This is a genomic window from Nocardia puris, assembly GCF_003315035.1.
In the GTDB taxonomy this organism is placed as follows: domain Bacteria; phylum Actinomycetota; class Actinomycetes; order Mycobacteriales; family Mycobacteriaceae; genus Nocardia; species Nocardia puris.
In genome coordinates this window covers 155,358-169,764 of record NZ_QNRE01000014.1, presented here as the reverse complement: position 1 = coordinate 169,764, position 14,407 = coordinate 155,358, and the positions used below count along the sequence as shown (strand labels likewise).

Here is a 14,407-nt window from a genome sequence, read left to right as displayed (position 1 = left end):
CCCGCGCCCAAGACCTTCGACCTGTCGGTGCGCGTGCCGGTGCCCGATATGACCGAGCCCGGCGAGTCCGACCAGCCCGGCTCGATCTGGCCGCACGTGGACGAGGCCATCGTCGATCTGGTGCTGGCGCACCGGTCCTCGATCGTGTTCGCGAACTCGCGCCGGCTCGCCGAGCGGCTCACCGCCCGGCTCAACGAGGAGTACGCCACCCGCCTGGAAACCGACCCCGAGCCGCGCGGCCCGGTCGCGCCGCCCGCGCAGCTCGGTTCCACCACCGAGGTGAATCGCGGGGCCGAGCAGTTGCTGGCTCGCGCGCACCACGGGTCGGTGAGCAAGGAGCAGCGCGCCGTCATCGAGGACGATCTCAAGAGCGGGCGGCTGCGGTGTGTGGTCGCCACCAGCAGTCTCGAGCTCGGCATCGATATGGGCGCGGTGGATCTGGTGGTGCAGGTCGAGGCGCCGCCGTCGGTGGCGAGCGGGTTGCAGCGGATCGGGCGCGCCGGGCACCAGGTCGGCGAGATCTCGCGCGGGGTGCTGTTCCCGAAGCATCGCACCGACGTGATCCACTGCGCGGTGGCGGCGCAGCGGATGGTGTCGGGGCAGATCGAGGAGTTGCGAATTCCCGCGCACCCGTTGGACATTCTGGCCCAGCAGACGGTGGCGGCCTGCGCGCTGGAACCCCTCGACGTCGACGCCTGGTTCACCGTGGTGCGCGGCACGGGCAGTTACGCGGAACTGCCGCGCTCGGCGTACGAATCGGTGCTGGATCTGCTGGCGGGGCGCTACCCGTCCGACGAGTTCGCCGAGCTGCGTCCCCGGCTCGTCTGGGACCGCGACGCGGGCACCCTCACTGGACGCCCCGGCGCGCAGCGGCTGGCCGTCACCTCGGGCGGCGCGATCCCCGACCGCGGCATGTTCGCGGTGTACATGGTGGGCGAACGGCAGTCGCGGGTGGGCGAACTCGACGAGGAGATGGTGTACGAGTCGCGTGTCGGCGACGTGTTCGCTTTGGGCGCGACGAGTTGGCGCATCGAGGAGATCACCTTCGACCGGGTGCTCGTCACCCCGGCGTTCGGACAGCCCGGCCGATTGCCCTTCTGGCACGGGGACGGTCTCGGCCGCCCGGCCGAATTGGGCGCCGCGCTGGGGGAATTCGTGCGGGTGGCGGGGCGGGAGTCGGCGGCGTTCGCGGCGGAGCTGGAGCGCGGCGGAAGTGCGCGGGAGGCAACGGATTCCGGTGGGGTTGAAGAACTGCGGTCCGCCGGTGTTCGGCAGGGTCGGTCGGCGAGTGCTGCTGGGGGCGTGCGCGGTGGGGGCGGGCAGGCGGAGACTGGCGTCAGTGCGGGTGCGGGTGATGCCGGTGGTGCGGGCCGGCCGCCTGGCAAGTCTGGAAAGCGAAGTGGTGCAGGGGGTTCCGCCAAGGGGCTGGCCGGAATCGTCGCGCGGGCGGGGCTGGATGGGAACGCGACCGCGAATCTGGTGACGTTGCTGGAGGATCAGCGCGCCGCGACCGGGCAGCTGCCCACGGATCGGACGCTGCTGGTGGAGCGGTTCCGCGATGAGCTGGGGGATTGGCGGCTGGTGCTGCACTCGCCGTACGGGTTGCCGGTGCACGCGCCGTGGGCGCTGGCGGTGGGGTCGCGGTTGCGGGAACGGTTCGGGGTGGACGCCGCGCCGACCGCCTCCGACGACGGGATCGTGGTGCGCCTGCCCGACACCACCGACGACCCGCCCGGCGCCGAACTGTTCGTCTTCGAGCCCGACGAGATCGACGACGTGGTCACCGAACAGGTCGGCGGCTCCGCGCTGTTCGCGTCGCGGTTCCGGGAGTGCGCGGCGCGGGCGTTGCTGTTGCCGCGCCGCGATCCGGGCAAGCGCGCCCCGCTGTGGCAGCAGCGGCAGCGGTCGGCGCAGCTGCTGGATGTGGCGCGCAAGTTCCCCGACTTCCCGATCCTGCTGGAGACGGTCCGCGAATGCCTGCGCGACGTCTACGACCTGCCGAGCCTGCGCGATCTGCTGGGCCGGGTGGCGCGGCGGCAGGTGCGACTGATCGAAGTGGAGACCGCCACGCCGTCGCCGTTCGCCGGCGCCCTGCTCTTCGACTACATCGGCCAGTTCATGTACGAGGGCGACAGTCCGCTGGCCGAGCGCCGCGCCGCCGCCCTCTCCCTGGACTCGAGCCTGCTCGCCGAACTCCTGGGTCGCGTGGAACTGCGCGAACTGCTCGACCCCGCGGTGCTGGACCAGACCGAACGCGAACTCCAGCGCCTCACCCCCGAACGCCACGCCCGCGACGCCGAAGGTCTGGCCGACCTGCTGCGCCTGCTCGGGCCGCTGACGCCGGAGGAGGCCGCGGCCCGCTGCGTCGTGTCGGGTGCGGCCGCGTGGGCCGACGAAGACCACGCCGGGGTTCAGGTTCATCCTGAATCCGGCTCCGCGACAGGGGAATCCGCGAGGGCGGCTGGTTTTGCCGAGCGGGCCGCTCTCGACGCGGCGCACGAGTGGTTCGCGGAACTGGCGAAAGCGAAACGCGCGCTGGAGGTTTCATTCGCCGGGCGCGCCTGGTGGGCGGCGGTGGAGGACGCGTCGCGATTGCGGGATGCGCTCGGCGTGCCGCTGCCGATCGGCACGCCCGCCGCGTTCATCGAGCCGGTGGCCGATCCACTCGGTGACCTGGTGGGCCGATACGCGCGCACGCACGGGCCGTTCACCACCGAGGCGGTGGCGGCGCGGTTCGGGATCGGGCCCGCCGTGGCGGCGACCGCGTTGCTCCGGTTGGTGGCCGAGAAACGCGTCGTGGAGGGCGAATTCACGCCCGGCACGAGCGGTGGGGAGTGGTGCGACGCGCAGGTGCTGCGCCGGTTGCGCCGCCGGTCGCTGGCCGCCGCGCGGCATGAAGTGGAGCCGGTGCCGACGGCGGCGCTGGGCCGGTTCCTGCCCGCCTGGCAGCACGTCGGGACCGGCGAACTGCGCGGCGTGGACGGTGTCGCGGCCGTGGTGGAACAGCTCGCGGGCGTGCCGATTCCGGCGTCGGCCTGGGAGTCGCTGGTGCTGCCCGCGCGGGTCACCGACTACAGCCCCGCCATGCTGGACGAACTCACCGCGACGGGCGAGGTGCTGTGGTCGGGGCACGGGGCGATCACCGCGAAGGACGGGTGGATCGCGCTGCACCTGGCCGACCAGGCCGGGTTCACCCTCCCGCCGCCCGACGAGATCGAACTCTCCGAAACTCACCTGCGCCTGCTGGAGGCGCTGGGCGCCTCGCTCGCGCCGAGCGCCGAAACGGCAAGTCTTCCACCGGTTCTGCACGGCGGCGGCGCGTACTTCTTCCGTCAGCTGTCCGACGCCACCGGCGTGCTGGACGACACCGCCGTGGCCGCCGCGCTATGGGAACTGGTGTGGGCCGGTGTGGTGTCCGGCGACACGTTCGCCCCGGTGCGCGCGCTGCTGTCCGGAACGGCGCGCACCACCACCGCGCACCGCTCACCGCGCCGCACCCCGCGCGGACGCGCGTACCTGCCGCGCCCGAGCATGCCGACCCGCACCGGACCGCCCGCCGTCGCGGGCCGCTGGTCGCTGCTGCCGGACCGCGTCGCCGACAACACGATTCGCGCCCACGCCACCGCCGACACCCTGCTCGAACGCTACGGCGTGCTCACCAGGGGGTCGGTGCAGAGCGAGGGTGTGGCGGGCGGTTTCGCGCTCATATATCGCGTGCTCACCGAGTTCGAGGACCGGGGCCGTTGTCGCCGTGGGTATTTCATCGACTCACTCGGCGGCGCGCAATTCTCCACCACCGATGTGGTCGACCGGTTGCGCTCCTTCGACGACCGCGCCGACGCGCACCGCGCCCCGAAAGCGGTGGCGCTGGCGGCGTGCGATCCGGCCAACCCCTACGGCGCGGCCCTGCCCTGGCCCAAGGGCGACGCCGAGGGCGGGCACCGCCCGGGGCGCAAGGCGGGCGCGCTGGTCGTCCTGGTGGACGGCGACCTGGCGCTGTACCTGGAGCGCGGCGGCAAGACCCTGCTCACCTTCACCGAGGACCCCGACGTGCGCACCGCGGCCGCCGCCGCATTGGCCGGGCTGGTGCGCCACCGCAAGGTGGATTCGCTGGTGATCGATCGCGTCGACGGAGAATCCGTGCATGGCAACACCTTCGCCACATTCCTCACCGAGGCGGGGTTCGCGGCGACACCGCGTGGGTTGCGTTTGCGCAGGCAGGTGTGAGCGGGATGGCGGGGCACGCGAAAGGGGTGAGTGGTGCCCGAAGGTGACACCGTATTCCTGACCGCCGATCGGCTGCGGCTCGCGCTGGCCGGGAAGACGTTGGTGCGCAGTGATTTCCGGGTGCCGAAGTACGCCACGGTGGATCTGGCCGGTGATCTGGTGGAGGAGGTGGGCAGTTACGGCAAGCACCTGTTCATCCGCACCTCCACCGCCAGCATTCATACCCACTTGAAGATGGAGGGCGAGTGGCGCACGTACTGCACCGGGGAGCGCTGGACCAGGCCGCGCGTCACCGCCCGGGTGGTGCTGGGCACCGATGACACCGAGGCCGTCGGCTTCTCGCTCGGCACCGTGGAGGTGCTGCGCCGCGCCGACGAGCACACGGCGGTCGATCACCTCGGCCCGGATCTGCTGGGCCCGAATTGGGATGCGGCCGAGGCGGTCCGGCGGCTGTCGGCCCATCCGGCGCAACCCATCGGCCTGGCCCTGCTCGACCAGCGCAACCTGGCCGGCATCGGCAACATCTACCGCAGCGAGATCTGTTTCCTGCGCAAGGTCCACCCCGCCACCCCCGTCGAGCGGGTCCCGGATCTATTGGCGCTCACGGAGGAAGCCCACCGCGTGCTCAGCAAGGCCGCCCACCAGCCCCCGTGGCGCCCGCTCGTGTACGGCCGCCAGCGCCGCCCCTGCCAACGCTGCGGCACCCGCATCCAGGTCCGCCCCCTCGGCGACACCACCCCGCCCTCGGACCGCATCACCCAACGCGAACGCGGCATCTACTTCTGCCCCCGCTGCCAACCGGAACCGCAGTAGAAGCACTACGGCAGCGAGCCTGGCAGCTTCGGCCCGAACGGTGGACGAGTGCGGCGGCTCGTCTCCCTACGCCGCGCACTCGGCCGACCGGCGTGCGAGCATCCGTTCCACGAACACGCGGATCTCCGCACCGTTCCATAGACGAAACTACGGTCCGGCGGGGATCACAGCGACTGGATGCCCTTGAGGACGGCGCGGAGCATGTCCATCTGCTGGGAGCCGGCGGCGGGGGTGGGGTCGGGATCGCGGTGGTCGAGGACGCCGTCGTCGATGAGGTCGCCCACGAGGATCTTGGTGGCGGTGAGGGGCAGGCCGAGGCGGGCGGAGATCTCGGCGACGGACTGCGGCGTGCGGCTGAGGCGGACGATCTCGGCGTACTCGGGTTCGGTGCGCCGCAGCGCGCGCGACCCCGAATGCGCCACCAGCGTGAGCATGTTCAACTCGTGGCGGACGCCGCCGGACCGGCCGCGCGTGACCGCGTAGAGGCGGACGAGGGGGCCGGCCTCCTCGTCGAACCAGGACTCACGCTCCTCGCTCATGGCCTCGGGAAGCCGGACCCGTCGAGCGAGTGTGGTCGCGGATCGACCGAGAGGTGGGCGCCGACGCGCTGCACCGTCTGGTTCATCTCGTAGGCGACCATGCCCATATTGGCGGTCTCCGCGGTGAGCAGCGCCAGGCACGCGTTATCGCCCGCCGCGGTGATGAACAGCACGGCGCGGTCCAGTTCCACCACGGTCTGGCAGACGCCACCCGCCTCGAAGTGGTTGCCCGCGCTGCGCGCGACCCCGTGCAGGGTGGAGGCCATGGCGCAGAACCGTTCGGCGTCGGCCCGGTCCATGGCCGAGCCGTGGCCGAGCAGCAGGCCGTCGGTGGAGAGCACGACGGCGTAGCGAACGTCGGGCAGCCGTTCGATGAGGTCGTCGAGCAGCCAGTCGAGACTACGGGGCTTGGAGGTCGTCACCGGCGCCTTCCTGCGGGTTGTGTTCGGTTTCGGTCGGATTCACGTCCACGCGCTTGCGGCGGCCCTGGCGGGTGCCGATCTCGATGGCCGCCATGAGATCCCGGGCCTGCTCGGCCGTGCGCCCCCGCACGCCACCGGGCGCGGTATAGCTCGAGCCGGGTCCGGCCGTCGGGGTCACCGGCACCGCCGGGCCGAACGCGCCACTGCCGCCGATGTTTCCGGCGCGGTGGCGCACCCAGCCCGATTGCGCGGTGGTCTCCCCGGGCTGCGCCAACGTCCAGCCGTCGTCGGTCGTCGCGGCGCCGGAGGGGGCGTCGAGTTGTGCCGGGCCGGATTCGTGATCGGCTGCCGGCGCACCGGAATCCGGGCCGTCGTCCGTCGCGTCCGGGTCGGCGAGCGCCCAGCCGGACCGGAACCCGTCGGCGGCGCCGGTGCCCGGGGCCGACGCGCTGCGCGCCGAATCACTCCCGGCAGGGGCGGATTCACCGACAGCGCGGGCCTCTCGCCCGACCGTGCCAGCCGGATCAGCGGATTCGTGCTCCGGGGTGGTCGTGTTGCCCGTGCCAGCCGGATCGGCGAACCTGCGCGTTGGGGCGATCGCGTCGCCGATGTTCGCTGGATCAGCGGACCCGAGCGCCGAGGCGGCCGTGTTACCGGTGTCAGCCGGATCGGCGGATTCGCGCGTCGCGTTGGTGCCGGAACGCGCCGGCTCACCCTCGTTGCCGGCGTCTACTCCGGATCCGGCTACAGCACCGTGGCTTTCACCCTCGGCTCCGCTGTGTGTCTCGGACCCGTCCGGTCGGCCGGTGGTCGCGCCGGGCAGGTCGAGGGTGCCGCCGCCGTGGACCGCCGAGGCGGCATCCGTGGTCGAAGCGCCCGATGCGAGCTGGTCGTCCACCTGCGCGGTCTGACGACCGGCGGTCGACGTGGATTCGCCCGTTACCGCCGCGCCGGCCGACGGCCCCGACCCTTCCGAGCCGGCGTCGTCAGCACCGGATACGGAATCGCCCTCGCGGGCCGGAGTGGCCTTCGGATCAGACTCGGCGGCAGACGATTTCGCGTTCCTCCGGGGCAGTGCGGGTCGCGCATCGCCCATCGCGGTGTCCTGGTCGGTCGGCTCGGCCGAGGTACCCGGAGTCGGGGGGATCTGGGCGACCGACTCGATCGACGCGCCTCGGTCCTCCGAACTCACCGAGCCCTGCGCGGTCGAATCACCGGCGACGGTCGGCGCGTTGGAACCCGAATCTGCCTTCGGCGCAGACGTTTCCGCATACGCCGCCCCGTACGGTGCGGGCTCCGCCCCCGGCGCACCCTGCCGACGACGGCGGGGCAGTGCGGGCCGCCCGTCCGACGGCGGCGCGGCCTCGACGCGCACTTCGGTCCGCGGCTCCGCGACCGCCGTCGCGGTCCCCGCACCCGACCCCGGACCGTAGCCTCCCGCACCGCCGGGCGGCGTGAGCGGTTCGTCGGGCGTCGACTCGGTGGTGAGCAGCGCCGTCGGCACCAGCACGATCGCCTTCACCCCGCCGTAGTCGGACTCGGTGAGCCGCACCGAGATCCCGTGCCGCACAGCGAGTTTCGCGACCACGAACAGCCCGAGGCGCGCGTCGCCCGACAGGGTCGCGACGCTGAAGTCCGGCGGGTCACCCAGCAGGGCGTTGCGTTCGGCCAGCTCGGCCTCCGACATGCCGAGCCCCTGGTCGATGATCTCCAGCGCGATCCCCTTGCCGACCGGGACACCCGCCACTTCGACCCGCGACTCCGGCGGGGAGAACGCGGTGGCGTTGTCGGTGAGCTCGGCGATGAGGTGGATGAGGTCGGTCACGGCGACGCCGGAGACGCGCACGTCGGGCAGCTTGCCGGTGTGAATCCTGGTGTAGTCCAAGCTTTCCGCCACCGCGCTGCGCACCACGTCGATCAGCGGCACCGGGTTGCGGTAGCGCCTGCCGGGCTGTTCGCCGCCGAGGATGACGAGGTTCTCCGCGTTGCGCCGGGCGCGGGTGGCCAGGTGGTCGAGCTGGAACAGCAGGTCCAGTCGCTCCGGGTTCTCCTCCTGACGCTCGGCCTTGTCCAGCAGCACCAGCTGGCGATGCACCATCACCTGGCTGCGGTGCGCGATATTGAGGAACACCGACGCCACACCCGCGCGGGTCTTGGACTCCGCCACCGCCGCCGCGACGGCCGCGCGGTGGGCGCGGTTGAACGCGTCGGCGACCTGCCCGATCTCGTCGCGCCCGAATTCGAGGCGCGCGATCTCGACGTCCCCCTCGGCCGCGCCGCCCTCACCGAGCTTGCGGATGGTCTCGGGCAGTTGTTCGTCGGCCAGCTCGAGGGTGTCGCGGCGCAGCTTCTGCATGCGGCCGACGAAGCGGTTGGCCAGCAGCAGTGCCGCCAGGAACGCCAGCAGCGCGATCAGCAGCACCACGGCACCGCCCCACAGCGCTTCGCGCTCCAACTCGGCGCCCTCGGCCGCGGCGATCCGGTGCTGGTCGCGGCTCTGGTCCTCCCACAGCTTCAGCAGTTCGGACCGCACGGTGGTGGCGGCCTGCTGCCACTCGGCCGCGCCGAGGGGCAGCGGCTCGGTCTCGGTGCTCTGCGTGGTGCGCGACTGCCTGCCCGCACCCGAGGTGTCGTCGGACTCGACGTCGATGCCGCGCAGCATGATCGCGTCCTCCATCGCGACCAGCTGTCCCCACGCCGGGCTCGCGAGGGTGGCCTGCAACTGTTCCTGCCGGGCGCCGACGAGCACCGATCGCGCGTAGGCGATCTCGCCGCGGCTGTCGCCGATATAGCCGTCGAACTGGACGCGCTCGGCCTCGGTGAAACCGTCGGTGAGCAGCGCGGCCGCGCCGAGCGTGCTGGCGCGCGAGATCGCCTCGGCGGCGCGCAGCGGGTGCATGGCCTTGTACAGCTCGACGGCGAGGTCGGCGTCGGGCGCGACGCCGGAGGCCATCAGCGTGATGTGCACCAGCGTGTCGACGGTCTCGCTGAACAGGGCGAACACCTGGTCGGCGGGCACGGCGCCGCCGTCGATCCCCCCGCGCAGGGCGGGCAACTGGGCGTATTGCGTTTGGTAGCCGACGATTTCGGCTTCCAGATCGGGGCGCAGCGCGGCGGCGACGTCGCCGCGGGCAGTGAGCGCGGCCAGCGCGCGGTCGGTGTTCTGCCGGATCACGGGCAGCGCCGCCGTGGCCTCGGGGTCGCCGGCGAGGTGCAGGACGGTGGCGCGCCGCTCGTCCTGGACGGCCTCCACCATGCGGATGGCCGGGGTGGTGGTGGCGCCCGCCATCTCGGCCCAGTCCTTGGCGGTGCGGCTGTCGGTCACCGACTGCCACGCGGTGACGACGCCGATGGACATGAGCGCGAGGCTGGGGATGAGAACGATCGCCAGCAATCGGGTGCGCACGCCCAGTGGCGCGCGCAGCAATGCCCGTATCCCACCTTCCCGTGCGCCGCTCGGTAATAGCCGTTGGATTCTCTTGCTGATCACCGAAGATCTTGCCTACTTCTGGGCATTGCTGCCCCCCTTGCGAATAACGGCCGGGAAAGGCCGACGACGGCGCCGCACCGGTCGTCGGAAAGCCACCCTAGCCAGTGGAAGATCAGCCACGCAATACAACGGGAACGGTCGCCGACCGGCGGGAAACCGCCGCGGCACCATAGAGCCCCGTATGCACGAGTTATTCGCGTGTGCTACCGAAACCGGAAACAGGTTCCGGTTCGCGCGGCACCGGTTCCGGGTGTTTCGCGTGATTCCAGCGCGGCCGTCGGGGGTCGGCCCGGGCCCGGGGAGTGGTCGCGGTCACAGCGATGTCACATCCTGCGCAGTGAGTGCCCAGTTGGTCTCGTCGAAACAGTGCACATTGCGCAAGTTCAAATCCAACTATTGTTCATCTCGCTTACTCGGGACAGGATATCGGCACCAGATGCTCAACGATGTCGGGCGCCCACCGGCGCCGGAATCCAGGAGTGACCGATGACCGAACTCGCCGACCGCGATCTGAGCACCGCGCCCTACGACCTCGCCGACCGCTACCGCGTCGGCTCGGGCACCGTCGTGCTCACCGGCGTGCAGGCGATCGCCCGCCAGCTGGTGGAACAGCACGTGCGCGACCTGCGCGCCGGACGGCGCGTCGGCACCTTCGTGTCCGGCTACCAGGGCAGCCCGCTGGGCGGGGTGGACCGGATGCTGTCGGGGATGCCGAAGGTGCTCGCCGAACACGACATCTCCTTCGTGCCCGGCCTGAACGAGGAATTGGCCGCCACCTCGGTGTGGGGAAGCCAAGGCCGGCTCCCCGCGGGCAATTCGACGCACGACGGCGTGGTCGGCGTGTGGTACGGCAAGGGGCCCGGCCTGGACCGGGCGACCGACGCGCTACGGCACGCGAACATGTACGGCGCCAACGCGGGTGGCGGGGTGCTGCTGCTGGTGGGTGACGATCCCGCGTCGAAGTCCTCGACCGTGCCCGCGGTGAGCGAACGGTCGCTGGCCGCGATGAACATCCCGGTCCTGTTCCCGCGCAACGCCCGCGAGATCATCACCATGGGTCTGCACGGTGTCGCGCTGTCGCGGGCCTCGGGGTGCCTGGTGGCGCTGAAGATCGTGGCCGATGTCGCCGACGGCGCCTGGACCGTGGACGGTTCGGTCGGCGAATTCGACATCGTGGTGCCCGAGATCGAATGGGAGGGAAAGCCGTTCGTCTACCGGCAGCGTCCGATGGCCGCACCGACGGACAGCGTGATCGCCGAGGCCGACCTCTACGGGCCGCGCTGGGAGCTGGTCAAGGCCTACAGCACCCGCAACGAACTCGACGTGATCGAGGTCGATCCGCCGCGCGCGGTGGTGGGCGTCGCCGCCACCGGCACCACCTTCGACGCGGTGCGCCAGGCGCTCACCGACCTCGGGGTGACCGACGACGACCTGATGCGCGCGGGTGTCCGGCTGTTGCGCATCGGCATGCCGTATCCCATTGCCCCGGACTGTGTCCGGCGTTTCGCGCAGGGGCTCGAGCGGCTCGTCGTGGTGGAGGACAAGACCGCGTTCGTGGAAACGCAGATCCGCGAAATCCTTTACGGCACCGCCGACGCGCCCGCCATCCTGGGTAAGCGGGACGCGCGCGGGCGCGAATTGTTCAGCCCGAACGGTGAACTCACCTCCGGCCGGATCGCGGCACCGCTGCGCCGCGTGCTCGGCGATTACCTGGAATTGAAACGCCCGCTGCCGCAACCATTGTCGCTGTCGGTGCTGTCCACGAAACGGGCCGCGTATTTCTGTAGCGGATGCCCTCACAACCGGTCGACCGCCGTGCCGGAGGGTTCGCTCGCGGGCGGCGGCATCGGCTGCCACACCATGGTGACGATGTCGGGACGCACCGACAGCGCCGTCACCGGGCTGACCCAGATGGGCGGCGAGGGCGCGCAGTGGATCGGGCAGGCGCCGTTCACCGACGTGCCGCACCTGTTCCAGAACATCGGCGACGGAACGTATTTCCACTCCGGGCAGCTCGCGGTGCAGGCGTGCGTCGCGGCCGGGGTGAACATCACCTTCAAACTCCTGCACAACGACGTGGTCGCCATGACCGGCGCGCAGGACGCCGAAGGCGCGATCGGCGTGCCGAAGCTGACCCACAAACTGCATCTCGAAGGGGTGCGGCGGATCGTGGTCTGCGCCGACGAGCCCGGCCGCTACCGCAAGCGCGATCTGGCCCCCGGCACGCTGCTGTGGCACCGCGACCGGCTCGACGAGGCGCAGCGCATGCTGCGCGAGATCCCCGGCGTGACCGTGCTCATCTACGACCAGCACTGCGCGGCCGACGCGCGGCGCCAGCGCAAGCGCGGCACCCTGCCCACGCGGCGCACCCGGGTGGTCATCAACGAGGCCGTGTGCGAGGGGTGCGGCGACTGCGGTGTGAAGTCGAACTGCCTGTCGGTACAGCCGGTGGAGACCGAGTTCGGGCGCAAGACCCGCATCGACCAGACCTCCTGCAACACCGATTACAGCTGCTTGGACGGCGACTGCCCGTCGTTCGTCACGGTGGAACTGCCCGAGCAGCCGCGCAAGCGCAAGAGCGCCCGCCGCGCCGAGCCGCCGCGCCTGCCCGAACTCGCGCTCGCGCCGCCGACCGGCACGCAGAACGTCTTCCTCGCCGGCATCGGCGGCACCGGCATCGTGACGGTGAACCAGGTGCTGGCCACCGCCGCCATGCGCGCCGGGTACGAGGTGGCGAGCCTGGACCAGATCGGGTTGAGCCAGAAGGCCGGTCCGGTGGTGTCGCACCTGCGGTTCGCCGGGGGTGCGCTCGAACCCGCGAACCGGCTCGCGCCCGCCTCGGCGGACTGCGTGATCGCGTTCGACCTGCTCGCCGCCACCGACAACAAGAACCTCGCCTATGGCAACGCGGACTCGACCATCGCGGTGGCGTCCACCAGCCGCACCCCGACGGGCGCGATGGTCTACGACAAGTCGGTGGCGCACCCCGACGAGTCGCTGCTGCTGGCGCGGCTGGCGAAGGTGTCGCGCTCGCTGCACTCCTTCGACGCGCTCGCCGCGGCCGAGACGCTGTTCGGCAACACCGCCGCCGCCAACCTGATGCTGGTCGGCGCGGCCTACCAGGTGGGCGGGCTGCGGCTGCCCGCCTCGGCGATCGAGGAGGCCATCGAGATCAACGGTGTCGCCGTGGCGGCCAATATCGAGGCGTTCCGCTGGGGACGGCTGGCGATCGCGCGGCCCGAGGAGTTCGCGGCGGCCACCCGTCCTGAGCGGCCGGAGCCGACGCCGATTCCGTTGCCCGCGAACCTGTTCGACGGACTCACCGCCACGGGCGAGACCCGACGGCTGGTCGAGCTGCGCGCGGCGGAACTGGTCGGCTACCAGAACGCGGCCGTCGCGCGGGAATACGTGCGCACCGTGCAGCGGGTGTGGGAGGCCGAGCGCGCGGTGACCGAGCGCACCGAGTTCAGCGAGCAGGTGGCGCGCGGGCTCTACAAGTTCACCGCCTACAAGGACGAGTACGAGGTGGCGCGCCGGCTCACCGACCCGGCCTTCCTGGCCGAGGTGGCGGCGCAGGTGCCCGACGGCGCCAACCTCACCTACCGTCTGCACCCGCCGGTGCTGCGGGCGATGGGGCGCACCAAGAAGATCGGCATGGCGCCGCGCAGCCACTTCACGCTGCGGCTGCTGGCGATGGGGAAGCGCCTGCGCGGCACCAAGTTCGACCCCTTCGGCTACGCCCACGTGCGCCGCGTGGAGCGAGAACTGCTGTCCCACTACACCGCGACGATCGAGGATCTGGCCGCGCGTCTCGACACCGCCGGGTACGACCGGGCCGTCGAGGTGGCCGGGCTGCCCGACATGGTGCGCGGGTACGAGGACGTGAAGCTCGCCAACGTGGCGCAGTACCGGGATCGCCTGCGCGAGTTGGGAATCGACCCGCCCGCCTGCTGACCTCAGGACCCGGCTCGGGATCGTGACGCCGCCGAGCCGAGCAAGGAAACGGCCCGGACCTGCATGGTCCGGGCCGTTTCGGGTTGGGTGGGAAGTGCCGCGTCGGCACCCTCAGCGTGCGGTGGCGCGCTCCCTGCGGCGCAATGTGCGCGCGTAGTCCTCGAAGCGGGCCTTGGCGATGACCGAGCGGTCCTCGGTGCGCAGGACGATGCCCTCGGGGTGGCCGCCCGCGGACTGGTCGAGGCCGCAGCGGGTGACCGGCAGGCGGTCGGCCAGCAGTTCGTGGGTCGCCGCGACGTCGCGGGGGAGGTCGGCGGCGTCCACGGTGAACAGCCGGGGCGTGAGTTCGAGGCCCGCCTGTTCCGCGGCCGCGGCGAGGCGGGTTTCGTCCAGGAACGGCTGCCCGCCGGCGTCGCGCCACGCGGAGATGTCGGCGAGCAGGCGGCGCAGCACCGATGCGTAGTCGGCCAGCTCGACCACGTCGAACAGCCGGTAGCCGATCGCCCGGGTGCCGGTGTATTGCTTGCTCGCCGCAGTGACCTTGCCGCCGTACAACTCCAGGTAGTACACGCGCACGAGGTCACCGGCCGGGGCCGCCGCATCGGCGAAGTCCCGAAGCGCCGCAACGATGCCTTGCGCTGAGTTGCTGTCCCGCCTCTCCGCGTATAAGGCGGCTGCGCCAGGTGTGGGGTGACTCGAGCTGCCGTCTCTCGGAGGGAAGTGGGTTGGGTCAGCCCGCCCCCGATGAGTTACCCATGTTCTCTCGAGATCACGGGGGAGTCGGCGATCCAGTTCGTTTGGTCGCCCCCCCCGAATCGGCCGTGCGCACATCGAAATTCGCCAACCCATCGTCGGCGATTCCCGAAATCCGGGTTCACCGAAATCCTCTCGGACGGAGCCGAAGCGCGCACGTGCGGTCCGGCGACGGCTGCGTCCGGCCTCGAGCGGGCCGACGATTACCG

Annotated in this window: 6 protein-coding genes and 1 pseudogene; 3 read left to right on the top strand and 4 right to left on the bottom strand. The window is 71.5% G+C overall.

Annotation, left to right across the window (positions count from 1 at the left end; translation table 11 throughout):
* Positions 1 to 279 precede the first annotated feature (279 nt).
* A pseudogene (locus DFR74_RS27975) lies at positions 280 to 4,227 on the top strand (Lhr family ATP-dependent helicase); the annotation flags it as partial.
* A 33-nt stretch (positions 4,228 to 4,260) separates the two neighbouring features.
* Positions 4,261 to 5,040, top strand: a complete 780-nt coding sequence (locus tag DFR74_RS27970; RefSeq protein ID WP_067510697.1) for a DNA-formamidopyrimidine glycosylase family protein — start codon at positions 4,261 to 4,263, stop codon at positions 5,038 to 5,040.
* Positions 5,041 to 5,204: 164 nt separating this feature from the next.
* Here DFR74_RS27970 and DFR74_RS27965 read toward each other — a convergent pair whose 3' ends face one another.
* Genes DFR74_RS27965 through DFR74_RS37375 form a run of 3 tightly spaced genes read right to left on the bottom strand, consistent with a single transcriptional unit; the run spans position 5,205 to position 9,428 of the window.
* The gene (locus DFR74_RS27965; protein WP_067510657.1) at positions 5,205 to 5,579 is read right to left on the bottom strand and encodes a DUF742 domain-containing protein; all 375 of its coding nucleotides are present in this window, start codon (positions 5,577 to 5,579) and stop codon (positions 5,205 to 5,207) included.
* Positions 5,576 to 6,001 carry a roadblock/LC7 domain-containing protein gene (locus DFR74_RS27960; RefSeq protein ID WP_067510656.1) on the bottom strand — a complete coding sequence of 142 codons (426 nt, stop codon included), beginning with the start codon at positions 5,999 to 6,001 and terminating at the stop codon, positions 5,576 to 5,578. The genes DFR74_RS27965 and DFR74_RS27960 overlap by 4 nt, the downstream gene beginning before the upstream one ends.
* On the bottom strand, positions 5,979 to 9,428 hold the full coding sequence (locus DFR74_RS37375; protein WP_067510655.1) for a sensor histidine kinase: 3,450 nt from the start codon (positions 9,426 to 9,428) through the stop codon (positions 5,979 to 5,981). The genes DFR74_RS27960 and DFR74_RS37375 overlap by 23 nt, the downstream gene beginning before the upstream one ends.
* A 549-nt stretch (positions 9,429 to 9,977) precedes the next feature.
* On the opposite strand from DFR74_RS37375, the gene DFR74_RS27950 reads away from it, so the two are divergent.
* On the top strand, positions 9,978 to 13,445 hold the full coding sequence (locus tag DFR74_RS27950) for an indolepyruvate ferredoxin oxidoreductase family protein (protein WP_067510654.1): 3,468 nt from the start codon (positions 9,978 to 9,980) through the stop codon (positions 13,443 to 13,445).
* Between the two features lie 111 nt (positions 13,446 to 13,556).
* On the opposite strand, the gene DFR74_RS27945 is transcribed toward DFR74_RS27950, so the two are convergent.
* Positions 13,557 to 14,021, bottom strand: a complete 465-nt coding sequence (locus tag DFR74_RS27945; RefSeq protein WP_067510653.1) for an RNA ligase family protein — start codon at positions 14,019 to 14,021, stop codon at positions 13,557 to 13,559.
* Between the last annotated feature and the right edge of the window lie 386 nt (positions 14,022 to 14,407).

Bases quoted from the DNA above. Each gene is read 5' to 3' on its own strand.
- DFR74_RS27965 (WP_067510657.1), bottom strand. From the start codon at position 5,579: ATGAGCGAGGAGCGTGAGTCCTGGTTCGACGAGGAGGCCGGCCCCCTC.
- DFR74_RS27950 (WP_067510654.1), top strand. From the start codon at position 9,978: ATGACCGAACTCGCCGACCGCGATCTGAGCACCGCGCCCTACGACCTC.